The following is a 25,855-nucleotide window of genomic DNA, read 5'->3' as shown; positions in this document are numbered from 1 at the left end:
GCCTCTCAGGCCGCCATCAGGCCGTCTTCGGCGGAGCTGAGTGCCTGGAGATCGAGCACCATGACCATGTTGTCGTCGATCGCGGCAAGTCCTTCGAGGAAAGGCACGACGCTGTCGTTGCCGGTCGAGGGCGGTGCCTGCAGCGTTTCACTGTCGAATGTGACGATGTCGCTGACCGATTCGACGATCAGGCCCTGCGCCTGCCCGTTGACCTGGCACACGATGATCGCGTGGCGCGGTGTCGCTTCGGTGGCGGGCCAGCCGAGGCGAGCGGCCAGGTCGACGACCGGCAGAACGGTACCGCGCAAGTTGACGACGCCCGCGACGTAGCTGGGCACGCGCGGCATCGGCGTGACCGGGCTCCAGGCGCGGATTTCGCGGATCTGCATGATGTCCAGCGCAAATACCTGGCCGGAAACTTGGAAAGTGATCAGTTCGCGTTGCATGAACTCATCCTCGCTTTGAACGATGACCCTGCCGGGCCGTATCAGTGGGCGACGCGGCGCACGGCCGCGACGAGCTTGTCGGTATCGAAAGGCTTGACGATCCAGCCGGTCGCACCGGCGGCGCGGGCACGCGCCTTCTTCTCGTCAGAACTTTCGGTGGTCAGCACCAGGATCGGGCGATCCCGGTGGCGGGTGCCGCCGCGCACCTGCTCGATCAGGCCAAAGCCGTCGAGGCGCGGCATGTTTATGTCGGTAATCACGACATCGACTTCGTTTACCGCCAGCCATTCCAGCGCGGATACGCCGTCGTCGGCCTGCGAAACCTCGAAGCCGTTGGTGGACAGGGCGTGATTGAGCAGCGCGCGCATCGAGGCACTGTCATCAACGGTTAGAACTCTGGTTGTCCTGGACATCAAATGCCTCACTTCTTCAGAACAGTTCGACTTCGCCACGCGGTGCCTGGCGGATCATGGGTGGTGCCTGGACCTCGGGTGCATCCGAGGAGGCGACGGTACGGCAGCGGACCTTTCCGGATGCCGGGCGAAAATCGACGCGGCGCGCATTGGCACCGCCCAGGTCCTCGCGCACCAGTTCGATGCGTTCGCTCCTGAGGAAACTGCGGGCAAATTCGGCATTGGCAGTGCCGATCTGCTGCATGCCGGCGCGAATGTTCGCGCCGCCATAGAGATGCGCCCGCAGACGGTTCTTGTGTGCGCCGTAGGACAGCATTTCGTTGATCAGCATTTCCATCAGGTAAACGCCGTAATGGACGTCCACCTCGCCCGGACTTCGGCCAGACGGCGGCTCGGGCAGGAGGAAATGGTTCATGCCGCCCAGTTCGATTTCCGGATCGTAAAGGCAGGTGGCGACGCAGCTGCCCAGCACCGTGCTGAGTTCGACGCGCGGCCCGGAACTGACCTTGAACTGCCCCTGCAGAACGGTCAGTCGGACAGTGGCCCCGCTCGTGATGATCGCGTTCATGATCCGTCAGGCCGCCATGCTGAGCGCGTGGTGCGCGATACGGTTTATCGGGGCGACGACGCGCGCCGCTCCCAGCGAGATGGCCGCGCGAGGCATGCCGAAGACGATGCAGGTGCTTTCGTCCTGGACGATGGTGTGCGCGCCCGCCTCGCTCATCGCGAGCAGGCCCTTGGCGCCGTCCTGGCCCATTCCTGTCAGCAGGATGCCCACCGCTCCGGCGCCGACATATTGGGCTACCGAATGGAACAGGGCATCGACGCTGGGGACGTGGCCGGAGATCGGCTCACCCTTGCGCAGCTTGGCGTAGAGTACGTCACCGCCCTTCACCAGCAGATGATGGTCAGCCTCGGCGGCGAGGTAGACGTGCCCCGGCCGCAGCGGCATGTCATGCACCGCAACGCCGACCTTTGCAGGGCAGACCTGGTCGAGCGTACGCGCAATTGCCGGTGCAAAGCGCGGGTTGACATGCTGGACGATGACCGTGGGCGGGCAATCCTGCGGGAAGTCGCGCAGGAGGACCTGCAACGCCTCGACCCCGCCGGTGGAGGAGCCCACCGCGATCAGCCGGGCATCGCGACGGATCGCCTTGCTGCCGGCACTTGGCGCGGCCGAAGGAGACTTGCCCGGCTTTTCATAGGATATTTGTGCGGCCTGACGGATCATCCCGGCCAGCCGGCCGCCGTCCTCGAATGCGAGTTTCCCGCTGGGATCGTACTTCGAATAGCAATCGACCGCACCCAGCGCGAGCGCGCGCGCCGTAACCTCGTTGCCTTCGCGTGTGGCGCCCGAGACAATGATCACCGGGGTCGGGCGCAAGGTCATGATCTTCTCGAGGAAGTCGAGGCCGTTCATACCCGGCATCTCGATGTCGAGCGTCACCACGTCGGGATCGAGGCTCTTGATCATGGCCCGCCCCTCGGCGGCATCGGAAGCGGCGCCAACCACTTCGATGTCAGGCTGCTGGCGCAGGCGCGACATCAGGATGGCACGCATGGTCGCGGAGTCATCGACGATGAGAACCCGGATCGTCATGCAGCGCTCCTCTGGTAGATGGTGGGCCCGACAAGGTCGAGCTGGCGCTGGGCGGGTCCGGTCACGCGTTCGGAGTGACCGATGTAGAGAAAACCGCCGGGGACGAGGGCATCGACGAAGCGCTGCACGAGACGCTCCTTGGTAGGATTATCGAAATATATCATGACGTTACGGCAGAAGATGACGTCGAACTGCCCCTTCATCGGCCAGTCGCCCAGCAGGTTGAGCAGGCGAAATCGCACTATCGAACGGATCGCATCGGACATCGAAACATTGCCGCCCTCGATGCGCGCCCAGGCCTTGCGCAAGTCCTCGGGCACCGGCTGCACTTCCTTTTCCGCATAGACCCCCGCTTCTGCCTTCGCGATGGCGTGGGGCGCGACGTCGCTGGCCAGAACGCGCAAGTCACTGCGCATCAGGTTGACGCCGACCTGCCGTTCGGGGCCGAGCAGGGTCATGACCATCGACCATGTCTCTTCCCCGCTGGAGCAACCGGCCGACCACAGCCGAACCGGCTGCCGATCGCCCAGCTTGGCAAGCAGGCGCGGACGCGCCTCGCGCCGCAAGTGTTCGAAATGATGTGCTTCGCGGTAGAAGAAGGTATGGTTGGTCGTCAGCGAGGCCACGGCGCGGTTCAGTTCATCGGCATCAGAGCGGATCATCTCGATGTAGCGCGAGAACGTGACGCACCCGGCCTGGCGCACGAGCGGAGCGAGGCGCGAATAGACGAGCATCGCCTTGCCTTGCTGGAGCACGATGCCGACGGCCCGATAGACGATCTCGGATACGGCCTGGAAATCGGCCGCACTGTAGATGTCCGGGCTGACGCCGGGAATCGGCTCAGTCGTGGCGGGCGAGGCGCTCATGCAGCCTGGCGCTCCTGTCCGGGAGCGGCATTGGAGACGAGACCGTCGACATCGACGATCAGCGCCACGCGCCCGTCGCCAAGGATAGTAGCGCCGGCAACGCCGTCTACCGGGCGGAAGTTGGTAGCCAGGCTCTTGATGACGAACTGGCGCTGGTCCTGAATTTCATCGACAAGCAGCGCCGCCTGACCGGTGCTTTCGGTATCGACGACGATCAGGACGCCTTCGTCGGGCGTCAACGCGCCGCTCGATGCGCCCAGCGCCGAACGCAGCGACACGATGGGAATGAAGCGGCCCCGCACGTTGAGCATGTTGCGGTTGGAGCCCAGCCCCTGCACTTCGCCGTCGCCCGGACGCAGGCTTTCGACCACGCTGGCGAGCGGAACGACCAGTGTCTGGTCGCCGACGTTGACGATCATGCCGTCCGAAATCGCGAGAGTGAGCGGCAGGGTCAGGATGAAGGTCGTGCCCTTGCCCGGCGTGCTGTCGATTGTGATACGACCGCCAAGGTCCTTCACGTTCTGGCGCACGACGTCCATGCCGACACCGCGACCGGAGATGTTCGAAACCGTCTGCGCGGTCGAGAAGCCGGGCGCGAAGATCAGGTTGTCGATCTCCTCGGCGGTCAGCTGCGCTTCGGCGCTGACGATGCCCTTCTCCACGGCCTTGGCCAGCACGCGCTCGCGATTGATGCCGGCGCCGTCGTCGGCGATCGAGATGAGGATGCGGCCCGAACGATGCTCGGCCGAAAGCGTGAGCGTGCCTTCCGGCGCCTTGCCGGCGGCAATGCGGTCCTCGGCACTTTCGATGCCGTGATCGACGGCATTGCGGATGAGGTGCGTGAGCGGTTCGCCCAAGCGCTCGATCACCGTCTTGTCGAGTTCGGTGGTCTCGCCGATGACGTCGAGCTTCACATGCTTGCCGGTCGACGATGCCAGTTCGCGCAGGATGCGCGGCACGCGGCTGAAGACGCTCGAGATCGGCTGCGCGCGAATCGACATCGCGCTTTCCTGGATGTCGCGGGTCAGCGTCTCGAGCAGCGAAAGCTCCTCGTTCGCGGTAATGCCATTGGCGCCGAGACGCTGGACAAGCATGGCCTGCGCGATCACGAGTTCGCCCACGAGGTCGATCAGGCGATCGAGCTTGAACAGGTCGATGCGAATCGACTGGCCACCTGCCGGGGGAGCCGGCGGCGCGGCCTGGGCAGCCTTTGCGGCCGCATCGGCAGGTGCATCCTGAACCGGAGCCGGTTCGGGCTGCGCAGCAGCGGCCACAGGTGCTGCCGGCTGCGGGGCAGCGACCTTCGCTTCCTTCACAGGTGCGGACGCAACCGGTGCAGGCGCAGGCTTGGGAGCCGCCGCAACGATCTTCACTTCGGGAATGTCCGCGTCCTCGCCGAGTGCGAGCGCGCAGTCGTCTCCGATGAAGTCGAAGATTTCGCGAACCGAATCCTCGCTGGCCGTCTCGGGCATCGAGAAGGTCCAGCCCAGGTAACCCAGCGCCGGATCGAAGGCATCGAGCGGCGGCACCTGCGAGACGTCGCAATGCACGCATTCACCGCCAAGGCTGGCGATTTCGCGCACCATCAGCAGCGGTTCGCTGCCATTGCGCATGGCGCCCGAATGCGGACGAAGATGAACCTTCCAGCGCTTCTCCGGTGCGGCTTCGGCGGCCTTGGCCGGGGCCGGATCGAAGCCTGCCGTCAGATCGTCGAGCAGTGCATCGAGATCGAGTTCGTAGTCGGCGCTGCCTTCCGCATCCGAGCCGGTCGTATCCGGCTCGCTGACCTCCGGCTCGGCTGCGGGCTCAACCGCCGCTTCGGGAGCGCCGCCGGCATTGGCCGCCATCGACGCTTCCATTTCGCTGATCAGGGCCGCGTCGGCCGGCGCATCGCCCCCTTCGCGCGCGGCCTCGACATGGTCCGAAAGCGTATCGAGCGCCCTGAGCAGCAGGTCGACGAGTTTGCTCTCGATCGCCACGAGCCCCTCGCGGACATCGGAGAGCAGCGTTTCGAAAGTATGGGTATAGGCCTGAAGCGCAACATAACCGAAAGCACCGGCGCCGCCCTTGATCGAGTGCACCGCGCGGAAAACCGCATTGACCGTATCGGCGTCCTGCGTTCCTGCCTGGCAGGCGGCAAGACCGCTTTCAGCCGCCGCCAGCGATTCCTCGCATTCGGCAAAGAATATCTGCTGGATTTCCTCAGGGCTCATAGTTCGCTCTCTTCGAAGAGTTCCGCGGTGAGGCCGGTCAGTTGGGCCGCATCGAGAAGTGCCGGGGACGGCGCGATAGTAGCGCCGCCATCGCTGCGGCGTGCGGATACGAGGAGCTGGAGCACCGCCTGGCCGACGTGCTCCACACCCGATCCGTCAATCGCGGTCGGACTGCCGCCCATCGCCGCAACCAGCTCCGGCCATATCGCTTCGGCAGCGGCGCGGTCACAGCGCGCCGGCAAGATAATACTGTTCATTTTGCCCCCAGCAGTTTGCCACTGAATACGACCGCAGCCTTTCCGTCACTATGTCACCAGTCCTACGCAGTTATCCTTAGGGAAACGGTCAGAAGCCGGTCATCCAGGCACTCGGCCTGCCGAATTCCGGGCAGCCTGATCGTTAACTCAAGGCAACGGGATGACCCTCCGATCGAGCCGGGAAATCGTCCGCGAACCACTGACAAGGGTCACGCTACACGGCGGCTTGCCAAAACCTCGTTTGCTATCAACTCAGGCGATGTCCGTAGATTGGTTAAGGAATTTGATCGCTCAATTAGTGGTATCCAGCGCAGCCAATCGATATCCATTTTTCAGCGAGAAGGTTTCTCCCTCATGCATGACGCCCGCGTACTGGTAGTCGACGATTCAGCGGCTATGCGCGCCCTGTTTTGCGATGTTCTTGAGCAGACAAAGAACATTCGCGTCGTCGGCACGGCCGCCAATGCCGCCGAGGCCCGCGACCAGATCGCGGAACTGATGCCGAACGTAGTCACGCTCGACGTCGAGATGCCCGGGATGAGCGGCATCGAGTTTCTCGAAGAGATCATGACCACCAACCCACTGCCCGTCGTCATGCTGTCCAGCCTTACCCAGAGCGGCACCGAAACATCGCTCAAGGCCTTCGAACTGGGCGCGGTCGAATGCTTTCCGAAACCGCTCAAGGCAACGCCGGAACAGTTCGCCAAGACAGTGGGCAAGCTGGGCAAGATCGTGCTGGCCGCGGCCAACTCCAACGTGCGCGACAAGCCGCGCAACCGCGGCCCCAAGGCCGAAGCGGAAGCCGGCGGCTATGCCAGCAACGGCAAGATCGCGGCCTTCAGCGCCTCCATGGGCGGCGTCGACGCGCTGACCGAAGTGCTCTCGCATTATCCCAAGAACTGCCCGCCAACCGTGATCATCCTGCAGACCGAACCGGCACTGGCGCAGATGTTCATCGACCGTGCCAACAAGGACTTCCCGTGCGCGGTAAAGGCCGCCGCCGATGGCGCGGAGCTGAACTCGGGCACGGTCTACATCGCTTCTGATCCCGGCAAACACGTGATCGTCGAACCCGGCGCGCCGGCCAGGCTGCGCCTTGTCGAGCGCGATCCGGTCGAAGGCTTCCGCCCTTCGGCAACGCTGCTGTTCGGCTCGATCGCTCGCGCCTCGATGCCCGCCATCGGCGCGGTGCTGACCGGCATGGGCGAAGACGGCGCGAAGGGCCTGAAACTGCTGCAAGCCGCAGGCTGCCGCACGCTTGCCCAGGACCGCAACACCGCCACCGTCCCGCAGGCGCCGGCAGCGGCGGTTGAGGCTGGCGCGGTCGACAGCGAACTGCGCCTCGAGGATCTTGCGGCCGACATCCTCGCGAATTGCGGCTCGGAGGGCTGATCCACTCATCCTGAAAGCAAAGCGAGCGGGCGACACCGGCCAAGGTGTCGCCCGCTCGCTTCTTTTTGGGCGTCCGGTGGAGGGGTAACCGAACGCTCTAGGGGTCAGTGCGCCGCTTGGGGTTTGGCGTCCTTGGGAGGCCGCGGGGCGATCCAGATCGTCGAGGCGGCGATGACCAGAACAACTGCAGCGATGGCGAACAGGTGCGTCGTGCCCAGCGCCGTGCCCTGCAGCCCCACGATCCGCGAAATCGCGGCCGCTGCCTGCTCGGCGCTGAAGCCCTGATGCTGCAGCGTATTGGATACCTGCTCGACCCCGTTGAGTGTCCCGACCATTTCGGCCGTGTCCATACGCGAGGCATCGTTCCAGTAAGTCGTGACCAGAGCGGTAGCCACAGCGCCCGCGAGCGTTCGCGCGAAGTTGGCGATACCCGAGGCCGTCGCAGTTTCCTCAAGCTCGACCGCGCTCAGGCTGATCGTGGTGAGCGGAACGATGAACAGCGAAACCCCTGCCCCCTGCAGAAGCTGGGGCATCGATATCATCCAGAATGTCGAATCCGTCGACCAGTACGATCTCATCATCGAGCAGAAGCCGATCCAGGAAATGCCGATGAACACAAGCAGACGCGGGTCGAATTTCTGCATCAGCCGCGGCACCATGGGCGACACGGCCACGGCAAGGATGCCGCTGAACGCCATGGCAAAGCCCGCATCGGTAGCAGTGTAGCCCATCGATGTCTGAAGCCATTGCGGTATGACCACGACCGACGAAAAATAGGTCCCGAAAGCGATCATCAAGGAAATCGTTGCCGCCGTGAAGCCTGAGTGCCTGAAGACCTTCAGGTCCACGATCGGGTGCTTCTCGGTCAGTTCCCAGATCACGAAAGCAGCGAAGAACACGGCAGCCACGCAGGCCATGATCACGATCTTGGTGGAACTGAACCAGTCTTCTTCACGCCCAAGGTCGAGCATCATCTGGAAAGCGCCCACCCAGATCACCAGCAGCACCAGCCCGATCCTGTCGATCGGCAGCTTTCTGGTTGGTGTCTCCGCCCCGCGCAGCAGGGTCGCGATGCCGAAGAAGATCGGAACGGCAAGCGGCACATTGATGAAGAAAATCCATTCCCACGACCAGTTGTCGCTGATCCAGCCGCCGAGGATCGGTCCCGCAATCGGCGCGGTGACGACGGTCATCGCCCACATTGCCATGGCGCGCGAATGCATTTCCTTGGGAAAGATACGCAGCAGCAGCGTCTGGGTGAGCGGCATGAGCGGGCCACCGCAGAAGCCTTGGCCGATGCGGAACAGCACCAGCATGCCCAGCGTACTGGACAGGCCGCAAAGCGCGGAGAAGACCGCAAAGCCCGCAAGTGAGAAAAGGAAGACCCGCAGGGTGCCGAAGCGCCCGGCCAGCCAGCCCGTCAACGGCACGCAAATCGCCTCGGCGACCGCGTAGGAGGTAATCACCCAGGTACCGCTCGATACCGAGACGGCCAGGCCGCCTGCGATGTGCGGCACCGAGACGTTGGCGATCGTCAGGTCGAGCACGACGATGAAGTTCGCCATGGCCAGCACAAAACCGGCCACGATCAGCCGTATTCCAGTCAGGGGGCGAGGTGCCGCCTCGCCCGGGTTCGTTCCGGCAGATGCTGTTGCCGCGCCCGCCATTACTTCGAATCCGTGAGATCGATTTCAGCTTCCATCGACAGACCGATGCGCAGCGGGTGCTCCTGCAGTTCCTTGGGATCGAGTTCGATGCGCACCGGCAGGCGCTGCACAACCTTGATCCAGTTGCCGGTCGCGTTCTGCGCCGGGATAAGCGAGAATGCCGCGCCGGTGCCGCCAGAGAAGCCGACGACCTTGCCGTGATAGGTAACATCGCTACCGTAGAAGTCGGAAGTCACTGTCGCCCGCTGACCCGAGCGGACCTTGCCGAGCTGGTCTTCCTTGAAGTTGGCGTTGACGTAGAGGCGGTTGACCGGGACCACGATCATCGCGACCGAACCGGTCTCGATTTTCTGGCCGACCTGGATCGAACGCTTCGCGATCACACCATCCACCGGTGCGCGCACGACCGTGCGCTGGAGGTCGAGCCTAGCCTGGGCCAAACGCGCCTTGGCCAGGCGGATTTCTGGCGCGGTTTCATTCGTAGTGCCGGAAGTGAGGGCCACAGAGGCCTGCTCCTTCTTGCGCGCACTGACCGCGTTCGATTGCGCTTCGTCGAGCGCGGCCCGGGCCTGGCTTGCCGCCGCCTGCGCCGAAGTCAGCGCTTCACGCGCTGCGGCAAGCTCTTCGGCGGAAACCGCACCGCTGTCCGCCAGTGCTGCGCGGCGCTTGTAGTCGGCCTGCGCCTTGGCAAGCGAGGCATTCGCCGAGGCGACGCGAGCCTTGGTCGATGCGATCTGCTGCGCACTGGCATCGGCCGCAGCGCCAAGGGCGCTGTTATTGGCGATCGATTGGGCATAACGCCGCTGCGAAAATGCCAATGCGGCTTCGGCCTGGGCGAGTGCGATCTTCTGGTCGGTATCGTCGAGCCGGAAGAGGAGCTGCCCCTTCTTGACCGGCTGCGTGTCGGTCACCAGCACCTCGGCGACCTGCCCGCTGGTCAGCGGGGTCACTTGCGCGGAGTCACCGGCAACATAGGCATTATCGGTCGATACCGAGCGGCTGCCGATGAACACATCATAAAGGAAGTAGAGAGCACCGACCGCAAGCACGGCCACGGCCAGACCGATCAGCAGCGGCTTGCGCCGCTTCTGATCAACAACGCTGGCCTCGCCGGCTCCGTTCTCGTCTTCCGCAGGCAGGTCCTGCACATCGTCACTCATTGTCGGGAGCCTTCTCACTGGAATTGTCGTCGAACCCACCGCCCAAAGCGCGCTTGAGCGCGACTTCGAGGGCAAGGGTCCGGAAATGGGCATCGATCGCCGAGGTGCGCGCCTGCAAGGCCGCAGTCTCGGTGGTCAGGGCTTCGAGATAGTTCGACAGACCGCCGCGATACCGCTTGAGCGCGATATCGTAGGCTGCCGCGGACTGCTCTCGTGCCTGGAGGGCATCCTTCTCCTGCTCGGCCGCCGCATTGCGGCTTGCCAGCGAATCGGCCACGTCGCGAAGCGCGCCGACGACCGTGTCGTTATAGTTGGCGACTGCCGCATCGTAACCGCCGCGCGCCTGCGTAAACTGGCCCTTGAGGCGTCCGCCCTGGAAGATCGGCAGGCTCAGCGCGCCCCCTACGTTGCCGTAAGTCGACCCGCTGTCGATCAGGTTCGACAGACCGAGCGAAGTCAGACCGATCAAACCACTGATCGAAATGTCGGGCATGTATGCGGCCTTGGCCGCGTCGATCCGGGATGCCGCCGCTTCAGCGCGCAAGCGCGCGGCCACGATGTCCGGACGCCGGCCTGCAAGGGCGATACCGGCATCAGCAGGAACGGGTGTTTCCGGCAGGCTGTCGATCGCGGGAGCCGTGATCGCAAGCCCGCGGTCCGGCCCGGCGCCCAGCAGAGCCGCAAGCGCATGGCGGCGCAGCAGTTCCTCTTCCTGGTTGGCCGAAAGCGCAACGCGCGCCTGCGCCGCGGCGGCCTGCGCCTGGCGCAAAGGAGACTCGTTATCGAGGCCCTGCTCCACGCGCTGGCCGGTCAGGTCCACCATCGACTGGCGCGCCTTGACCGCTTCAGCGAGCGCCTTGCCCCGTGCGACAAGACGCCCCAGGTCGAAGTAGGACGACACGACATTGGACGAAAGCATCAGCTCCGCCTGCCGGGCGTCCGCCTGCGCGGCCATTTCTTCCGACGTGGCAGCAGCGAGTTCCTTGCGCGCCCTCCCCCACAGGTCGAGGTCGAAATCGCCGGTCAGCGCAAGCGTGCCGGTGCTGTTCCAGCCCTTGGGCACGAAACCCGAGGGCACGCCGTTGTTGTAGCTCTGCTTCGTCAGCCCGGCCGAGCCACGCCCGCCGAGCTGAGGCTGGGTTTGCGCGCCTGAGACCTGCGCAGCACCGCGCGCCTGACGAATGCGCGCTTCAGCCATGGCCACACTGGGCGAATTGGCCAGCGCCTCATCCACCAGCGCGTCGAGCCGGGGATCGCCGTAGGCTTTCCACCACTGCTCACGCGGCCAAGCGGCATCGGTCGCCGAAGTCTGCAGGGACCGCCCACTGTCGAGATTCGCGGGTGCGCGCATCTGGGGCCGCGGCCCGAGATCGGGCGCAGCGCAGGCGGAAAGCGAAAGGGTCACAGCCAGCATGGAAGCCACCGCGACTCGAGAGGATAATGTCGTACTCATGCGTACACTTTTTATTGTGCCCCTCCTTGTCAGTGTCAACTGGAAAGTGTACTAGACAGTACAGACATGACAGAGAAACTTGGCAAACGGGAACTCAACAAGGCGAGAAAGCGCGCGGAGATCGTAGCGATCGCCACGCATTCTTTCCTGGAGCACGGTTACGCGGCAACCAGCATGTCAGCTGTAGCCGATGAGCTTGGCGGATCTAAGACGACGCTGTGGTCTCACTTCGCATCGAAAGAGGACCTTTTCATTGCGGTCATCGACCATCGCGTCGATTGCTTCGGCCGAGAAATGGAAGAAGCCCTGAAGGACAACCGCTTCAGCACCGCCAACTTGAGCAAGCGCTGCGTCACGCTGCTCGAAAAGCTCATGGACGAGAATTCACGTCGCCTCTTCGGCCTGATCCTGACCGAAGGTGGACGCTTTCCCGAAATCGTCGAGGCATTCTATGCGCGCGGCCCAGCGCGTCTGCTCGCACACATGAAGGAGTACTTCGCTACCCGCTTCGATGAAGACGATGCGCGCGATCTTTCGCGACTGGTTCACACTGCCGTCGTCGGCTTCCGTTCGGATGCGATCATCAGACCCAAACCTCCAACCAGGGCAGAGATACAGGCATTTGTCGACGTACTCCTGTTCCGCCTTGGCCTGGACGGAATTTCGCCGATCAACAGCTAAGCCGCCAGTTGCCTATCCCTTGCCGGTACCTTTGATTGGCAGCGCCGTTTCGTACTTCACCGTGCGGAGCGCAAAATGGGACGATGCCGCGCCCACGGCAGGGTGCTTGAGCAGCGTGTGCGCCAGGAACTTCTCATATTCCTCCACGTCCTCGGCAACGACGTGGAGCAGATAGTCCCAATCCCCCGACATCGAATAGCATTCCGTGACCTGCGGATGTTCGCGCATCAGCGCTTCGAACTCGGCGACGTTTTCGTTCGTGTGGCTGTGCATGCGAACCTGGCAGATCACCTTGACCGTCTGCCCGAGCAGCTTGGGATCGGCGAGCCGGACCACGCCGCGCAGGACGCCAGCCTCCTCAAGCTGCTTGACCCGTCGCCAGCATGACGGTGCCGTACTGCCGACTTTCTGCGCCAGATCGGGATGGCTGAGTGCGCCATCTTTCTGCAAAGCCGCTACGATCTTTCGGTCCAACGCATCCATTTTGGAACAATCTCTCAATTTTTCCTTTAATTGTGAACGTACGTCTCAAACACTACTCCTGCAACGGCAAGTTTGAACGGCAAATTCGCAGCCCATCTGAGACAATGCTAGGAAAGGACCGCCCGGTTTGTCGGAACGACGGCGCCGGGTCCGCGTTCGAATGGCATGGGCGGCACAAGTCGTTCGCCCGCAAACTGGGATAAGCGAGACATGACCTTCTGGCAGACCGACGCGACGCACGATCCGGCACTCACAAGCTGGGTCGAAAGCGCCAAGGGACACCGCGACTTCCCGATCCAGAACCTTCCGCTCGCCGTATTCTCTCCGGCCGGCGAGACTCCGCGCATCGGCGCAGCGATCGGCGACATGATCCTCGACCTTTCTGCCTGCGCCAAGGCGGGACTGCTGCCCGATGCAGCGTCCTCTGCCGCAGGCTCGGACAGCCTGAATGCGTTCATGGCGCTGCCCGAGGGCGACCGGAAGGCCCTGCGCGCCATCCTGAGCCAGATGCTTGTCGACGACGACCAGCGCAGTGCCGTCGAACCGCACCTTCACCGCGCCGGGGCCTGCACCCTGCACCTGCCCGCGCGGATCGGCGACTACACCGATTTCTACGTCGGCATCCATCACGCCAACAATGTCGGACGCCAGTTCCGGCCGGACAATCCACTGCTGCCCAACTACAAGTACGTGCCCATCGGATACCATGGCCGCGCCTCCTCGATCCGCGCATCGGGCGTGCCGCTCGTGCGCCCGACCGGCCAGCGCAAGCCACCCGAAGCCGACGCGCCGGTGGTCGGACCGAGCGTGCGGCTCGATTATGAACTGGAACTGGGCGTGTGGATCGGTCAGGGCAATGAACTGGGTACACCGATCCCGATATCAGAAGCCGCGAACCATATTGCCGGGTTCTGCCTGCTGAACGACTGGTCGGCTCGCGATTTCCAGGCGTGGGAATACCAGCCGCTCGGCCCCTTCCTTGCCAAGAACTTCCACTCGACGATCTCGCCCTGGGTCGTCACGCCCGAGGCCATGGCCCCCTTCCGCATGGCCCAGCCGTCGCGGCCCGAGGGCGACCCTGCCCCGCTCGGCTATCTCTCGGACGACGAAGACCGCTCGCACGGCGCGCTTGCCGTAACTCTGGAGGTTTTCCTGAGCAGCGCAAAGATGCGCGAGGGCGGCATGGAACCCTTCCGCCTGAGCCGAGGTCCGGCGAGCAACATGTACTGGACCGTGCAGCAGATCGTCACCCACCACGCATCGAACGGTTGCAACCTGCAAGCCGGCGACCTGCTTGGAACCGGCACTATCTCCGCACCGACCCGCGACGGCTTCGGCAGCTTGCTGGAGCTGACGAGCGGCGGCAAAGAGCCGATCTCCCTGCCCTCCGGCGAGACCCGCACTTTCCTGGAAGATGGCGACGAAGTCACCTTGCGCGCGACGGCTCATGCCGAGGGCTACGTCTCCATCGGGTTCGGCGAATGCCGCGCGGCGGTCTTGCCGGCACGCTGATCGTCACCCCAGGTCAGGCAGCCGCCAACGCATCGCGCAGCGGCTGCAGCCACGCTTCGCAAGGCTTCCAGGCATCGACGCCGTAGCGCGATATCGGGCGGCGCACCTGCTCGCGGCAGGCCGACGATGACGATGGAATCGGGCGGACCAAGCCTGCCCGCGAACTTGCGCCGAACATAGTGCCCTGCGGACCGGAGAGAACCTCGATGCACTCGAGACGGCGGCCATCCTCACCGGCCGCCCTTCGCGCTGGTCCTGCTCGCCATGTGTTGCGGCCTGATCAAGATGCTGAGGCACGCGAATCGGCAAGTCGCGGCCGAAGAGGTTATCCTCGAAGTGGCTGCAGAGTAGCGCCTGACCTGCAGTCCTGACCGAGACGCTTGACTCTGACATTGTGTCAGGGTCCATTACATGCTGCGTCACTTCTGGAGACGAGCAATGACGCAGCCTGGGCAATGCCACCATCACCATCGCGACGGCGCAGCGCCGCAAGACGCAGCGGCGCGCGATCCGGTTTGCGGCATGACTGTCGATCCCGCCACGGCGAAGCATCGCAGTGAACTTGGCGGGCACAGCCATTACTTCTGCAGCGCGCGTTGCCTCGAGAAGTTCGAAGCCGATCCGGATCGCTACCTGAACCCGTCCGATGCATCGCCAGAGGACGTCCCCGAAGGCGCCCAGTGGATCTGCCCGATGCACCCGGAAGTCCGTCAGGACCATCCCGGTTCATGCCCGATCTGCGGGATGGCGCTGGAACCCGAGACGGTCTCGCTCGACAGCGGCCCTAACGACGAACTGATCGACATGACGCGGCGGTTCTGGATCGGCCTCGCCCTGGCCCTCCCGGTATTCCTGCTGGAGATGGGCGGGCATCTTTTTCCGGCGATCCACCACCTCGTGCCGATGCGCACCTCGATCTGGATCCAGCTGATCTTGGCGACGCCGGTCGTCCTCTGGGCCGGGGCGCCCTTCTTCGAGCGAGGCTGGGCCTCGGTGAAATCGCGCAACCTCAACATGTTCACGCTGATCGCGATGGGCACCGGCGTCGCGTGGGTCTACAGCATGATCGCCGCGCTCGTCCCTTCGGCATTCCCGCCGTCGTTGCGCAGCGCCGACGGCACCGTCCCTGTCTATTTCGAAGCTGCGGCCGTCATAACCGTCCTCGTACTGCTGGGACAGGTCCTCGAGCTTCGCGCGCGTGAACGCACTTCGGGCGCGATCAAGGCATTGCTCGAACTGGCGCCGCGGACCGCGCGCCGGATTGCGGACGATGGCAGCGAGGCGGAAGTCGCAATCGAGGACATCGCCACCGGCGACCGGCTGCGCGTGCGTCCTGGCGAGAAGGTTCCGGTCGACGCGGTGGTAGAGGAAGGACGTTCGGCGCTCGACGAGGCGATGATTACCGGGGAATCGATGCCGGTGACCAAGACCGTGGGCGATACCGTGATCGGCGGCACCATCAACCAGAGCGGCGCGCTGATCGTGCGCGCGCAGAAGGTCGGGCGCGACACGATGCTTGCTCGCATCGTCCAGATGGTTGCGGAAGCGCAGCGCTCGCGCGCGCCGATACAGGGCCTTGCAGACCGGGTGGCCGGCCTCTTCGTGCCCACCGTTCTCGCCGTCGCCGTGGCAGCCTTCGCGATCTGGGCGATTTGGGGCCCGGACCCGCGCTTTTCCCATGCTCTGATCGCCGCCGTGTCGGTGCTGATCATCGCCTGCCCCTGCGCGCTGGGATTGGCAACGCCGATGTCGATCATGGTCGGCATCGGGCGCGGCGCCGGGATGGGCGTACTGATCCGCAATGCCGAGGCGCTCGAACAGTTCGAGAAAGTCGACACGCTCGTCGTCGACAAGACCGGTACCCTGACCGATGGCAGGCCCTCGGTCGTAAAGGTGATCTCTGCCGCAGGCGCCGACGAAGACGAGCTGCTGCGGCTCTCCGCCGCAGTCGAGCGCGCATCGGAACACCCCCTGGCCGCGGCCATCGTCCGCGCTGCCGAGGACCGGTCGATCCCCCTTCCCGACGTCCGCGAATTCGACTCGCCGACCGGCAAGGGGGCGCTCGGTACCGTCGAAAACCGCAAGGTCATACTTGGAAACGCCCGCTTCATGGAAGAACAAGGCATTGCCACCGGGGTGCTACAGGTCGAGGCCGAGAACCTGCGGGGCGACGGCGCGACGGCGATCTTCGTCGGCATCGACGGCAAGGCCGCCGGGATCGTCGCGATTGCCGATGCCGTGAAGGTCACCACGCCCGAAGCGCTCAAGTCGCTGCGCGAGGACGGCATTCGCGTCGTCATGCTCACCGGAGACAATCGCACGACAGCAAGGGCCGTGGCGCGCAAGCTCGGGATCGAGGAGGTCGAGGCGGAAGTCCTGCCCGACCAGAAGAGCGAGGTCATCGCCAGGCTCAAGGCCGAAGGGCGGATCGTCGCCATGGCGGGAGACGGGGTGAACGACGCCCCGGCGCTCGCTGCGGCAGACGTGGGCATTGCAATGGGATCGGGCACCGATGTCGCCATCGAAAGCGCCGGGGTCACGCTCTTGCGCGGGGACCTGAAGGGCATCGTCCATGCCCGGCACCTGAGCCGCGCGACGATGGCGAACATTCGCCAGAACCTGTTCTTCGCCTTCGTCTACAATGCCGCAGGAGTGCCGATTGCCGCGGGGCTGCTCTATCCCTTTTTCGGCATCCTGCTCTCACCGATCATCGCCGCAGCGGCGATGTCGCTCTCCTCGGTCAGCGTGATCAGCAATGCGCTGCGCCTCAACCGGATCTCCCTGTGAACATCGGCGAGGCCTCGCGCAGGAGCGGCGTATCGCAGCGCATGATCCGCCATTACGAGAAGATCGGCCTGATCCCCCCACCCCTGCGGCGCGACAGCGGCTATCGCGACTACGACGCACGGGACGTCCACCGCCTGCACTTCATCGCCAATGCCCGGGATCTGGGTTTCTCGGTCAGCGAAATCGAAGCGCTGCTGGACCTGTGGGACAACCGCGAGCGGGCGAGCAGCGAAGTGAAGGACATGGCCCTGCGTCACATCGAAGAGCTGGGCGAGAAGATCGCGGCACTCGAAGCCATGAGAGCGACCCTGCGGGACCTGTCCGAACAGTGCCACGGCGACGAGCGCCCCGACTGCCCGATCCTGCGCGGCCTCGCCGGAGACGACGCCAACCGGGATTGACCCCCGCCTCTCGCAATGACGAAAAAAGGCCGGGACACGCAGGGCGCATCCCGGCCTTCATGAGATCCGTCTGGCAGGTGCTTCAGTTGCGGCTTGCCAGCTCCGAGTTCGACCAGAGCGCCAGAAGCGTACCAAGCGCGCCCGATAGCAGGTAGGCACCCGAGGCGATCAGTCCGAAATTGACCGAGAGCAGCAGCGCGGCCAGCGGCGCGAAGCCGGCACCGAAGAGCCAGGAAAGGTCGCTGGTCAGCGCCGATCCGGTGTAGCGGTGCTCGCTTGCGAAGCCCGAGGCGACCACGCCCGAGGACTGCCCGAAGGCCAGGCCCAGCAGGATGAAACCGATCACCATGAACACGATCTCACCGGCCGTGCCTGCGTCGAGCAGCTGCGGCGCGAAGCCGGAGAACACGGCGATGCCCACGGCGCAGGCGCCCAGCAGGCGGCGACGGCCGTACTTGTCGGCCAGGCGGCCGGAGGCGATGACCGCGACGACGCCGAAGGCTGCCGCCATCGCCTCGATCAGCAGAAAGCTCGTCGGCGCTTCACGGGTGAAGAGGAACACCCAGGACAGCGGGAAGACCGAGACCATGTGGAACAGCGCGAAGCTGGCAAGCGGTGCGAAGGCGCCGATCACGATGGTGCGCCACTCGCTGCGGATAGTGCCGAGCACGCTGACCGGCTGCAGGTCGCGGCTGTTGAACAAGTGCTCGAACTCGGAAGTGACGACGATGCGCAGACGCGCGAAGAGCGCGACGACGTTGATCGCGAAAGCGACGAAGAACGGGTAGCGCCAGCCCCAGTCAAGGAAGTCGGCAGCAGGCAGCGAAGCGATCATGTAGGCGAACAGCATGCTTGCCACGATCAGGCCGAACGGCGCGCCCAGCTGCGGGATCATCGCGTACCAGCCGCGGCGGTTCTCCGGCGCGTTGAGCGCGAGCAGCGAGGCGAGACCGTCCCAGGTGCCGCCGAGCGCAAAGCCCTGGCCAAGGCGCAGCAGCGCCAGCAGCCAGATCGAGGTGGTCCCGGCATCGGCATAGGAAGGCAGGAAGGCGATCGATGCGGTCGAGCCGCCAAGCATGAACAGCGCGATCGTCAGCTTAGTGCCGCGGCCATAAGCCCGGTCGACGGCCATGAAGACGAGCGAACCGACCGGGCGTGCGATGAACGCCAGCGCAAAGATCGCGAAGGAATAGAGCGTGCCGGTCAGCGCATCGACGAACGGGAAGAACAGCTTCGGGAACACCAGCACCGAAGCGATGGCATAGACGAAGAAGTCGAAGAATTCCGAGGTGCGGCCAATGATCACGCCAATGGCGATCTCGCCCGGCGAGGGCTTGTGATGTTCCTTGAAGATGGGCAGGCCCAGGGCTTCGCGGACTCCTTCGCCGGTCTGGGGGGTGCTGGTCATCTGGATCTCGCGGCCTTTGTTTCTGGTCCGTGCCCGGTGCTGCAATCCTGCGCCTGTCACGGACGAATCACTTGCGGGACGCACGCGGCGCCCGACGTCACATCTGCGCCCTATCGTCATTGATCGCCATCAAGGGGATTGGACAAAATGTCCTATGTTCGCATTCGCAGCATCGGCCTAGGCGCTGCGCCATGCGCTCTCCCGAGTCTCCCCCTTCGCCGCGCCTTCTGTCCGCGCTGGCCCGAGTCCCCGTCGCCCGCACTGCCGCCGCCCTGGCGCTGACGGGCGCCCTTTCCGCCTGCAATACGGTCGTGCTCGACCCGGCCGGCGATGTCGCGCAACAGCAAGGTGACCTCGTCGTCATCTCGACCGTGCTGATGCTGCTGATAATCGTTCCGGTCATGGCGCTCACGATCTTCTTCGCGTGGCGTTACCGCGCGTCGAACAAGGAAGCGACCTACGAGCCGGACTGGGATCACTCGACCCAGCTGGAACTGGTAATCTGGGCGGCGCCGCTGCTCATCATCATCTGCCTGGGCGCGCTGACCTGGGTGGGCACCCACCTGCTCGACCCCTATCGCACGATCGGCCGCATCGACAAGCAGACCGCGGTCGCGCACGATGCCAAGCCGCTCGAGGTCGACGTCGTCGCGCTCGACTGGAAGTGGCTGTTCATCTACCCCGAGCAGGGCATCGCCACCGTCAACGAACTGGTCGTGCCGACCAACCGCCCGCTGCAGTTCAAGATCACCGCATCGAGCGTGATGAACTCGTTCTACGTGCCCGCCATGGCCGGCCAGATCTACGCGATGCCGGGCATGGAAACGCGCCTGCATGCAGTGATGAACGAGACCGGCGACTTCATCGGCTTTTCGGCCAACTATTCGGGCGCAGGCTTCTCGCACATGCGCTTTGCCACGCATTCGGTTTCCGACGCGGACTTCGCCAAGTGGGTCGATGGCGTGAAGACCGGAGGCAAGGACAGCGCCGGCACGCTCGACCGCGCGACTTACCTGAAGCTTGAGAAGCCGAGCGAAAAGAACCCGGTCGCCCGCTATGCCTCGGTCGATGCAGACCTTTACGGCGCCATCCTCGACATGTGCGTGGAGCCGGGCAAGATGTGCATGAGCGAGATGATGGCGATCGACGCGCGCGGCGGCCTGGGCAAGGCCGGCATCCGCAACGTCGAGATGCTCGCCTACGACAAGTACGGCCGCCAGGCTTCGGCAGCGGCGAACGCCAATCCCGACGCCGCCACCAAGCGCGAACTGGCCTGGGTCCGCGCCCTGTGCAAGCAGGAGCCCGGCAAGGCCCCAGACAATACCGTGAAGGCCCCCGCCAGCATGCGCTCGCTGACCGGCGCCGGCCTTTCCGCCCCGCAGTCCGTCGCTCTGGAACAGAACGACGAAGCGCCGGCGCGCCCCCTCCTGATTTCCCGGAACTGACGACATGGAAGCCGTAGATCACTCGCACTGGAGCCTGTTGCTGGGCCGCCTGTGGTGGGATGCCATTCCCACCGAACCGATCGTCCTGGCGACTTTCGTCGTCGTCGCCCTCGGCGGCGCGGCGCTGCTTGCCGGGCTGACCTATTTCAAGCTCTGGGGCTATCTCTGGAAGGAGTGGTTCACCAGCGTGGACCACAAGAAGATCGGCATCATGTACATGGTGCTGGGCCTCGTCATGTTCCTGCGCGGCTTTGCCGACGCGGTGATGATGCGCATCCAGCAGTCGATCGCCTTCAACGGCAATGAGGGTTACCTCAACGCCCATCACTACGACCAGATCTTCACCGCCCACGGCGTGATCATGATCTTCTTCGTGGCGATGCCCTTCGTCACCGGCCTGATGAACTACATCGTGCCGCTGCAGATCGGCGCGCGCGACGTATCCTTCCCCTTCCTCAACAACTTCAGCTTCTGGATGACGACGGCAGGCGCGGTTCTCGTGATGATGAGCCTGTTCGTCGGCGAGTTCGCGCAGACCGGTTGGCTGGCCTACCCGCCGCTGTCCAACTTCGCGTACAGCCCGTGGGTCGGCGTCGACTACTACATCTGGGCCCTGCAGATAGCCGGTGTCGGTACGCTGTTATCCGGCGTCAACCTGATCGCGACCATCGTCAAGATGCGCGCGCCGGGCATGACCATGATGCGCATGCCGATCTTCACCTGGACCGCGCTGTGCACCAACATCCTGATCGTTGCCGCCTTCCCGGTGCTGACGGCCGTGATGACGATGCTGACCGCAGACCGCTATCTCGGCTTCAACTTCTTCACGAACGACTTCGGCGGCAACGCCATGATGTACGTGAACCTGATCTGGATCTGGGGCCACCCAGAGGTCTACATCCTCATCCTGCCGCTCTTCGGCGTCTTCTCGGAAGTCACCTCCACCTTCTGCGGCAAGCGCCTCTTCGGCTACTCCTCGATGGTCTACGCCACGCTGGTCATCACCATCCTGTCGTACGTCGTGTGGTTGCACCACTTCTTCACGATGGGTTCGGGGGCAAGCGTCAACTCGTTCTTCGGGATCACCACCATGGTCATCTCGATCCCGACGGGCGCGAAGCTCTTCAACTGGCTGTTCACGATGTACCGCGGACGCATCCGCTATGAGCTGCCGATGATGTGGACGGTCGCCTTCATGCTGACTTTCGTGGTCGGCGGCATGACCGGCGTGCTGCTCGCAGTGCCGCCTGCCGACTTCGTGCTGCACAACTCGCTGTTCCTGATCGCCCACTTCCACAACGTGATCATCGGCGGCGTGCTGTTCGGCATCTTCGCGGCGATCAACTACTGGTGGCCCAAGGCCTTCGGCTTCAAGCTCAACGAGTTCTGGGGCAAGGTCAGCTTCTGGCTGTGGATCCCCGGCTTCTGGTTCGCCTTCATGCCGCTCTACATCCTGGGCCTGATGGGCGTTACCCGCCGGATGCGCGTGTTCGACGATCCCTCGCTCCAGCCCTTCTTCATCGTTGCGGCCTTCGGGGCCTTCCTGATCGCGCTCGGCATTGCCGCGATGCTGGTCCAGTTCGCCGTCTCGATCTGGAAGCGCGAGGAACTGAAGGACGAGACCGGCGATCCGTGGGACGGCCGCACCCTTGAGTGGTCGACCAGCTCGCCCCCGCCGGAATACAACTTCGCTTTTACGCCGATCGTCCACGACATCGACGCCTGGGACGACATGAAGCGCTGCGGCGTGGAGCGTCCGACCAGCGGCTTCCGCCCGATCCACATGCCCAAGGGCACGGGCGCGGGCGCGATCCTGGCCGGTCTCTCGCTGGTCTTCGGCTTCGCGATGATCTGGTACATCTGGTGGCTGGCGGCGCTCTCCTTCGCCGGCATCCTCGGCTACGCCATCGCCCATACCTTCAACTACAAGCGCGACTACCACATCCCGGTCGAGACGGTCATCGAGACTGAGGCCGCGCGCGACCGCCAGCTTGCGGCGGCGGGAGCCTGAGACATGAACGCCACCACCATGCAATCCTCGCCCAAGGCGAGCCCGGCCGAGATCACCGCCGCGTTCTACGACCTGAACGAGCACGACCATCCCGAAGGCGGCAGCACCATGCTCGGCTTCTGGCTCTACCTGATGAGCGACTGCCTCATCTTCGCGATGCTGTTCGCGGCCTACGGTGTCCTGGGCGGTAACTTCGCCGCAGGCCCGGGCCCCAAGGACCTGTTCGAGCTGCCGCTCGTCGCGCTCAACACCGCGATGCTGCTGTTCTCCTCGATCACCTACGGCTTTGCCATGCTCGCGATGGAGAAGAACCGCGTCGGCCAGACCCAGATCTGGCTGCTCGTCACTGCCGTGTTCGGCGCCGCGTTCCTCTCGATCGAGCTCTACGAGTTCGCGCACCTCATCCACGAAGGCGCGACGCCGATGCGTTCGGGCTTCCTCACCGCGTTCTTCTCGCTGGTGGGCACCCACGGCCTGCACGTCACCTTCGGTCTCGTCTGGCTTTTCACGCTGGTCAGCCAGATCGCGAAGAAGGGCCTCATCCCGGCCAACAAGCGCCGCCTGATGTGCCTTTCGCTGTTCTGGCACTTCCTCGACGTCATCTGGATCGGCGTCTTCACTTTCGTCTATCTCATGGGAATGCTGTGATGAGCGCTGCCGACCACCACATCCACCCGCACCCGCACGCCGACGATCGCCATGCCGGTGGCCACCATGACGGAGATCACGGCAGCCACGGCTCCATGCGCGACTACCTGATCGGGTTCTTTCTCTCGGTCATCCTGACCGCGATCCCGTTCTGGCTGGTGATGACCGGCGCCATCGCCGACAAGCAGGCGACGGCCCTCGTCATCATGGCCTTCGCCATCGTGCAGATCGTGGTCCACATGATCTACTTCCTGCACATGAACACGAAGGCCGAGAATGGCTGGACGGTCATGGCGCTGATCTTCACGATCATCATAGTCGTGATCGCGCTTTCCGGTTCGCTCTGGGTCATGTACCACCTCAATCACAACATGATGCCGATGAGCCACGATATGGGGCAGTTGCCCTGACCGGGACCCGCTCAGCAGGGCCGGAGATCAAGCAAGCGCGGCGGCCCCTCGGGTTCGCCGCGCTTCTGCTTTTGCTGACGGTCGGTTTTGCCGCACTTGGCCTGTGGCAGATCCAGCGCATGCACTGGAAGCACGCGCTGATCGCGCGGGTCGACGCGCGCGTCCATGCCGCGCCCGCCGCCCTGCCCGGCAATGCCGAGCTGATAGCGAAAGGCAGCGACGGCACCGAATATCTTCGCGTGCGCGCAAGCGGCACCTATATCGGCCGGGCCTCCGCACTGGTGCGGGCGGCCACCGAACTGGGAACCGGGTACTGGACGATGACGCCGATGCGCATGGACGACGGCAGGCTGGTCTGGATCAACCGCGGCTTCCTTCCCGAAGGGAGCAAGCTGGCGCAAGTCCGCAAGGGCGTGCCGCAGGGCCGCGTCTCGGTGATCGGGCTGGTGCGCGAGGACGAACCGGGCGGCAGCCTGCTGCAGTCGAACCGCCCCGGGGACGAGCGCTGGTACTCGCGTGACATCGCCGCCCTGTCCCGGTCGCGCCAGCTTGGCCCGGCGGCGCCGGTCTTCATCGATGCGCAGAGCGAGAGCGGCGCAGGCAAGGCACCGGGCGGCCTGGCCCCGAAGCCGGGCCTCACCGTTATCCACTTCCCCGACAACCACCTCGGCTATGCCCTGACCTGGTTCGCCATGGCATTCATGTCGATTGCCGCGACGGTCTTCGTCTGGACGCGCAAGGGCGGCAGGCAGGCGTGCTGAGACTGGCCGCCTTTCCGACGTCCGGCAGCGAGACCTGGCGCAGCGTCATCCTGCTGATGCAGCTGCGCTGGATCGCGGTGATCGGCCAGCTCATCACCATCGTCTCGGTCAAGCAGTTCCTGCATGTTCACCTGCCGCTCGCCGCGCTGCTGATCGCTCCGCTGCTGCTGATCCTGGTGAACCTCGGCTCGGCAAGCGTCATTCGTCGCCGCCGTGCCTTTTCCCAGGCCGAGCTGTTCGTGGCGCTGATGATCGACGTCGTCGCACTGTGCTGGCAGCTCTACCACAGCGGCGGCGCGACCAACCCCTTCACGTTCCTGTTCCTGCTGCAGATCGTGATCGGCGCCGTCATCCTCGAGCCGCGCTGGAGCTGGCTGGTCGCGCTCAACACCTGCCTGTGCATGGTGCTGCTCACCTTCCAGTACGTGCCGCTCGAACTGCCCGCGCCGCATTCCGACAACCCGTTCCGGCTCTACATCTTCGGCAGCCTGTTCTGCTTTCTGCTTGCTGCAGTCCTGCTCGTCTTCTTCGTCGTGCGGCTCGACCGCAACCGGCGCGAGAGCGACAAGGCGCTTGCCGCGCTGCGCCAGCAGGCTGCCGAGGAAGACCACATCATCCGCATGGGCCTGCTCGCATCGGGCGCGGCGCACGAACTGGGCACACCCCTCTCCTCCATGTCGGTGATCCTCGGGGACTGGGCCCACCTGCCCGAGATCAAGGCCAACGGCGAACTCGGCGAGGACCTTTCCGACATGCGCGTCGAGCTGGAACGCTGCAAGACGATCGTCACCGGGATCCTGATGTCGGCCGGCGAAATGCGCGGCGAAAACCCCAGCATCTCGACGGTTCACACCCTGTTCGGGGAAATCGTCGAGGAATGGCAGAGCCGCATGGACGGCGAACTGCGCTTCGTGAATCGCTTCGGTGAGGATGCGACGATTGTCGCCGACCCCGGCCTGCGCCAGGTCATCGGCAATGTAATAGACAATGCGCAGGAAGTCTCGCCCGACCTTGTCATCTTCGAGATTGCGCGCGAAAGCGACAATATCGTCATCGCGGTCAGCGATATCGGCCCGGGCTTCTCGAAAGAGATGCTCGCTCGCGTCGGCCAGCCCTATTCCTCGACCAAGGGACGCGACGGCGGCGGCCTTGGCCTGTTTCTGGTGGTCAATGTGGTGCGCAAGCTAGGCGGCCGTGTCATCGTCGAGAACCGCGAAATGGGCGGCGCAACCGTGCGGCTGATCCTGCCGCTTGCAGCGCTCGCCTATGACAAGGACAACCAGGCATGACCACGAGCGAGCGCAGCGAAGACAAGCCCACCCTGCTGATCGTCGAGGACGATCCCGCCTTCGGGCGCACCCTGCGCCGCTCCTTCGAGCGACGCGGCTACATCGTCGCCTCGGCATCGTCGGCGGCAGAGGCCGACGAACTCGCCCGTGCAGATGACTTCGACTATGCCGTGGTCGACCTAAAGCTGGGCAACGATTCCGGGCTCACGGTGGTGCAGTCGCTCCACGCCCTGCGGCCCGATACGCATATCGTCGTCCTCACCGGCTATGCCAGCATCGCCACGGCCGTCGAGGCGATCAAGCTGGGCGCGGCGCATTACCTGGCCAAGCCATCGAATACCGACGACATCGAGGCCGCCTTCTCCAGCGCGCAGGGCGATCCCAACGTCCCGGTCGACGGGCGCAAGAGCTCGATCAAGACGCTGGAGTGGGAATATATCCACCAGACCCTGGTCGAGTGCGACTTCAACATTTCCGAGGCCGCCCGCCGCCTCGGGCTGCATCGCCGCACGCTGGCACGCAAGCTAGAAAAGCGCCGGATTTGAGGCCACT

24 protein-coding genes and 1 pseudogene are annotated in these 25,855 nt (G+C 64.4%); 12 read left to right on the top strand and 13 right to left on the bottom strand.

Annotated elements, in window-relative coordinates; genetic code table 11:
- Positions 1-5: 5 nt before the first annotated feature.
- From PP1Y_RS15180 to PP1Y_RS15150, 7 genes are read right to left on the bottom strand one after another with little or no spacing between them, the layout of a single operon-like run.
- Entirely contained in the window at positions 6-446 is a 441-nt protein-coding gene (locus PP1Y_RS15180; protein ID WP_007011745.1) for a chemotaxis protein CheW, read from the bottom strand.
- 41 nt (positions 447-487) lie between these two features.
- Positions 488-859 (bottom strand): response regulator, encoded by a 372-nt coding sequence (locus tag PP1Y_RS15175; RefSeq protein ID WP_013833019.1) that lies wholly within the window; start codon positions 857-859, stop codon positions 488-490.
- Positions 860-875: 16 nt separating this feature from the next.
- Entirely contained in the window at positions 876-1,427 is a 552-nt protein-coding gene (locus PP1Y_RS15170; RefSeq protein ID WP_013833018.1) for a chemotaxis protein CheD, read from the bottom strand.
- Positions 1,428-1,433: 6 nt separating this feature from the next.
- Positions 1,434-2,459: a chemotaxis response regulator protein-glutamate methylesterase gene (locus tag PP1Y_RS15165; protein ID WP_007011748.1), complete on the bottom strand. Its 1,026-nt coding sequence runs from the start codon at positions 2,457-2,459 to the stop codon at positions 1,434-1,436.
- Positions 2,456-3,325 (bottom strand): protein-glutamate O-methyltransferase CheR, encoded by an 870-nt coding sequence (locus tag PP1Y_RS15160; RefSeq protein WP_013833017.1) that lies wholly within the window; start codon positions 3,323-3,325, stop codon positions 2,456-2,458. Before PP1Y_RS15160 ends, PP1Y_RS15165 begins: the two co-directional genes overlap by 4 nt.
- Positions 3,322-5,538 (bottom strand): chemotaxis protein CheA, encoded by a 2,217-nt coding sequence (locus PP1Y_RS15155; protein WP_041558898.1) that lies wholly within the window; start codon positions 5,536-5,538, stop codon positions 3,322-3,324. The genes PP1Y_RS15160 and PP1Y_RS15155 overlap by 4 nt, the downstream gene beginning before the upstream one ends.
- A complete protein-coding gene (locus PP1Y_RS15150) occupies positions 5,535-5,795 on the bottom strand; it encodes an STAS domain-containing protein (RefSeq protein ID WP_051010041.1) in 261 nt (86 codons plus the stop codon). The genes PP1Y_RS15155 and PP1Y_RS15150 overlap by 4 nt, the downstream gene beginning before the upstream one ends.
- 354 nt (positions 5,796-6,149) lie before the next feature.
- Between PP1Y_RS15150 and cheB the strand changes: the two genes are divergently transcribed.
- Positions 6,150-7,187 (top strand): chemotaxis-specific protein-glutamate methyltransferase CheB, encoded by a 1,038-nt coding sequence (cheB, locus tag PP1Y_RS15145; RefSeq protein WP_013833015.1) that lies wholly within the window; start codon positions 6,150-6,152, stop codon positions 7,185-7,187.
- Between the two features lie 104 nt (positions 7,188-7,291).
- On the opposite strand, the gene PP1Y_RS15140 is transcribed toward cheB, so the two are convergent.
- From PP1Y_RS15140 to PP1Y_RS15130, 3 genes are read right to left on the bottom strand one after another with little or no spacing between them, the layout of a single operon-like run.
- Positions 7,292-8,854, bottom strand: a complete 1,563-nt coding sequence (locus PP1Y_RS15140) for a DHA2 family efflux MFS transporter permease subunit (RefSeq protein ID WP_013833014.1) — start codon at positions 8,852-8,854, stop codon at positions 7,292-7,294.
- Positions 8,854-10,014, bottom strand: coding sequence for an HlyD family secretion protein (locus PP1Y_RS15135; protein ID WP_013833013.1), 1,161 nt, complete (start codon positions 10,012-10,014; stop codon positions 8,854-8,856). The genes PP1Y_RS15140 and PP1Y_RS15135 overlap by 1 nt, the downstream gene beginning before the upstream one ends.
- Positions 10,007-11,467 carry an efflux transporter outer membrane subunit gene (locus PP1Y_RS15130; RefSeq protein ID WP_013833012.1) on the bottom strand — a complete coding sequence of 487 codons (1,461 nt, stop codon included), beginning with the start codon at positions 11,465-11,467 and terminating at the stop codon, positions 10,007-10,009. The genes PP1Y_RS15135 and PP1Y_RS15130 overlap by 8 nt, the downstream gene beginning before the upstream one ends.
- A gap of 66 nt (positions 11,468-11,533) precedes the next feature.
- Here PP1Y_RS15130 and PP1Y_RS15125 point away from each other — a divergent pair, with 66 nt between their 5' ends.
- A complete protein-coding gene (locus tag PP1Y_RS15125; protein WP_013833011.1) occupies positions 11,534-12,148 on the top strand; it encodes a TetR/AcrR family transcriptional regulator in 615 nt (204 codons plus the stop codon).
- 12 nt (positions 12,149-12,160) lie between these two features.
- On the opposite strand, the gene PP1Y_RS15120 is transcribed toward PP1Y_RS15125, so the two are convergent.
- Positions 12,161-12,631: an Lrp/AsnC family transcriptional regulator gene (locus tag PP1Y_RS15120; protein ID WP_013833010.1), complete on the bottom strand. Its 471-nt coding sequence runs from the start codon at positions 12,629-12,631 to the stop codon at positions 12,161-12,163.
- 210 nt (positions 12,632-12,841) lie between these two features.
- On the opposite strand from PP1Y_RS15120, the gene fahA reads away from it, so the two are divergent.
- On the top strand, positions 12,842-14,143 hold the full coding sequence (gene fahA, locus PP1Y_RS15115; protein WP_013833009.1) for a fumarylacetoacetase: 1,302 nt from the start codon (positions 12,842-12,844) through the stop codon (positions 14,141-14,143).
- A 13-nt stretch (positions 14,144-14,156) separates the two neighbouring features.
- Here the strand turns inward: fahA and PP1Y_RS26625 are convergent.
- Positions 14,157-14,360 (bottom strand): annotated as a pseudogene (locus tag PP1Y_RS26625) (hypothetical protein); the annotation flags it as partial.
- Positions 14,361-14,581: 221 nt separating this feature from the next.
- Between PP1Y_RS26625 and PP1Y_RS15110 the strand changes: the two are divergent.
- A complete protein-coding gene (locus PP1Y_RS15110; RefSeq protein WP_013833008.1) occupies positions 14,582-16,930 on the top strand; it encodes a heavy metal translocating P-type ATPase in 2,349 nt (782 codons plus the stop codon).
- Positions 16,927-17,331: a Cu(I)-responsive transcriptional regulator gene (gene cueR, locus PP1Y_RS15105; RefSeq protein WP_013833007.1), complete on the top strand. Its 405-nt coding sequence runs from the start codon at positions 16,927-16,929 to the stop codon at positions 17,329-17,331. The genes PP1Y_RS15110 and cueR overlap by 4 nt, the downstream gene beginning before the upstream one ends.
- A gap of 82 nt (positions 17,332-17,413) precedes the next feature.
- Here the strand turns inward: cueR and PP1Y_RS15100 are convergent, their stop codons facing one another.
- Positions 17,414-18,739: an MFS transporter gene (locus PP1Y_RS15100; RefSeq protein ID WP_007011765.1), complete on the bottom strand. Its 1,326-nt coding sequence runs from the start codon at positions 18,737-18,739 to the stop codon at positions 17,414-17,416.
- Positions 18,740-18,930: 191 nt separating this feature from the next.
- Here PP1Y_RS15100 and cyoA point away from each other — a divergent pair, with 191 nt between their 5' ends.
- From cyoA to PP1Y_RS15065, 7 genes are all read left to right on the top strand, one after another.
- Positions 18,931-20,184, top strand: a complete 1,254-nt coding sequence (gene cyoA, locus PP1Y_RS15095; protein WP_013833006.1) for a ubiquinol oxidase subunit II — start codon at positions 18,931-18,933, stop codon at positions 20,182-20,184.
- Between the two features lie 4 nt (positions 20,185-20,188).
- Complete coding sequence (gene cyoB, locus PP1Y_RS15090) at positions 20,189-22,195, top strand: cytochrome o ubiquinol oxidase subunit I (RefSeq protein ID WP_013833005.1); 2,007 nt, start codon at positions 20,189-20,191, stop codon at positions 22,193-22,195.
- A gap of 3 nt (positions 22,196-22,198) precedes the next feature.
- Complete coding sequence (gene cyoC / locus PP1Y_RS15085) at positions 22,199-22,843, top strand: cytochrome o ubiquinol oxidase subunit III (protein WP_007011768.1); 645 nt, start codon at positions 22,199-22,201, stop codon at positions 22,841-22,843.
- The gene (gene cyoD / locus PP1Y_RS15080) at positions 22,843-23,253 is read left to right on the top strand and encodes a cytochrome o ubiquinol oxidase subunit IV (RefSeq protein ID WP_041558897.1); all 411 of its coding nucleotides are present in this window, start codon (positions 22,843-22,845) and stop codon (positions 23,251-23,253) included. Before cyoC ends, cyoD begins: the two co-directional genes overlap by 1 nt.
- Before the next feature lie 119 nt (positions 23,254-23,372).
- Positions 23,373-24,014: an SURF1 family cytochrome oxidase biogenesis protein gene (locus PP1Y_RS15075; RefSeq protein WP_232512699.1), complete on the top strand. Its 642-nt coding sequence runs from the start codon at positions 23,373-23,375 to the stop codon at positions 24,012-24,014.
- Complete coding sequence (locus tag PP1Y_RS15070; protein ID WP_013833002.1) at positions 24,008-25,303, top strand: ATP-binding protein; 1,296 nt, start codon at positions 24,008-24,010, stop codon at positions 25,301-25,303. The genes PP1Y_RS15075 and PP1Y_RS15070 overlap by 7 nt, the downstream gene beginning before the upstream one ends.
- A complete protein-coding gene (locus PP1Y_RS15065; protein ID WP_007011772.1) occupies positions 25,300-25,848 on the top strand; it encodes a response regulator transcription factor in 549 nt (182 codons plus the stop codon). The genes PP1Y_RS15070 and PP1Y_RS15065 overlap by 4 nt, the downstream gene beginning before the upstream one ends.
- Positions 25,849-25,855 lie beyond the last annotated feature (7 nt).

It is taken from the genome of Novosphingobium sp. PP1Y (assembly GCF_000253255.1).
Lineage (GTDB): Bacteria > Pseudomonadota > Alphaproteobacteria > Sphingomonadales > Sphingomonadaceae > Novosphingobium.
The sequence above is the reverse complement of the archived record's forward strand: the minus strand, read 5'-3'. Positions and strand labels throughout refer to the sequence as shown.

Excerpts from the sequence above, each read along its gene's own strand:
- PP1Y_RS15150 (WP_051010041.1), bottom strand. The coding sequence starts at position 5,795 with ATGAACAGTATTATCTTGCCGGCGCGCTGTGACCGCGCCGCTGCCGAA.
- PP1Y_RS15120 (WP_013833010.1), bottom strand. The coding sequence starts at position 12,631 with ATGGATGCGTTGGACCGAAAGATCGTAGCGGCTTTGCAGAAAGATGGC.
- cyoD (WP_041558897.1), top strand. The coding sequence starts at position 22,843 with ATGAGCGCTGCCGACCACCACATCCACCCGCACCCGCACGCCGACGAT.
- PP1Y_RS15130 (WP_013833012.1), bottom strand. The coding sequence starts at position 11,467 with ATGAGTACGACATTATCCTCTCGAGTCGCGGTGGCTTCCATGCTGGCT.
- PP1Y_RS15165 (WP_007011748.1), bottom strand. The coding sequence starts at position 2,459 with ATGACGATCCGGGTTCTCATCGTCGATGACTCCGCGACCATGCGTGCC.
- PP1Y_RS15170 (WP_013833018.1), bottom strand. The coding sequence starts at position 1,427 with ATGAACGCGATCATCACGAGCGGGGCCACTGTCCGACTGACCGTTCTG.
- PP1Y_RS15110 (WP_013833008.1), top strand. The coding sequence starts at position 14,582 with ATGACGCAGCCTGGGCAATGCCACCATCACCATCGCGACGGCGCAGCG.
- PP1Y_RS15065 (WP_007011772.1), top strand. The coding sequence starts at position 25,300 with ATGACCACGAGCGAGCGCAGCGAAGACAAGCCCACCCTGCTGATCGTC.
- PP1Y_RS15140 (WP_013833014.1), bottom strand. The coding sequence starts at position 8,854 with ATGGCGGGCGCGGCAACAGCATCTGCCGGAACGAACCCGGGCGAGGCG.
- cyoA (WP_013833006.1), top strand. The coding sequence starts at position 18,931 with ATGCGCTCTCCCGAGTCTCCCCCTTCGCCGCGCCTTCTGTCCGCGCTG.
- cheB (WP_013833015.1), top strand. The coding sequence starts at position 6,150 with ATGCATGACGCCCGCGTACTGGTAGTCGACGATTCAGCGGCTATGCGC.
- PP1Y_RS15175 (WP_013833019.1), bottom strand. The coding sequence starts at position 859 with ATGTCCAGGACAACCAGAGTTCTAACCGTTGATGACAGTGCCTCGATG.
- PP1Y_RS15125 (WP_013833011.1), top strand. The coding sequence starts at position 11,534 with ATGACAGAGAAACTTGGCAAACGGGAACTCAACAAGGCGAGAAAGCGC.
- cyoB (WP_013833005.1), top strand. The coding sequence starts at position 20,189 with ATGGAAGCCGTAGATCACTCGCACTGGAGCCTGTTGCTGGGCCGCCTG.
- PP1Y_RS15155 (WP_041558898.1), bottom strand. The coding sequence starts at position 5,538 with ATGAGCCCTGAGGAAATCCAGCAGATATTCTTTGCCGAATGCGAGGAA.
- PP1Y_RS15160 (WP_013833017.1), bottom strand. The coding sequence starts at position 3,325 with ATGAGCGCCTCGCCCGCCACGACTGAGCCGATTCCCGGCGTCAGCCCG.
- fahA (WP_013833009.1), top strand. The coding sequence starts at position 12,842 with ATGACCTTCTGGCAGACCGACGCGACGCACGATCCGGCACTCACAAGC.
- PP1Y_RS15135 (WP_013833013.1), bottom strand. The coding sequence starts at position 10,014 with ATGAGTGACGATGTGCAGGACCTGCCTGCGGAAGACGAGAACGGAGCC.
- PP1Y_RS15100 (WP_007011765.1), bottom strand. The coding sequence starts at position 18,739 with ATGACCAGCACCCCCCAGACCGGCGAAGGAGTCCGCGAAGCCCTGGGC.
- cyoC (WP_007011768.1), top strand. The coding sequence starts at position 22,199 with ATGAACGCCACCACCATGCAATCCTCGCCCAAGGCGAGCCCGGCCGAG.
- PP1Y_RS15075 (WP_232512699.1), top strand. The coding sequence starts at position 23,373 with ATGCACTGGAAGCACGCGCTGATCGCGCGGGTCGACGCGCGCGTCCAT.
- PP1Y_RS15180 (WP_007011745.1), bottom strand. The coding sequence starts at position 446 with ATGCAACGCGAACTGATCACTTTCCAAGTTTCCGGCCAGGTATTTGCG.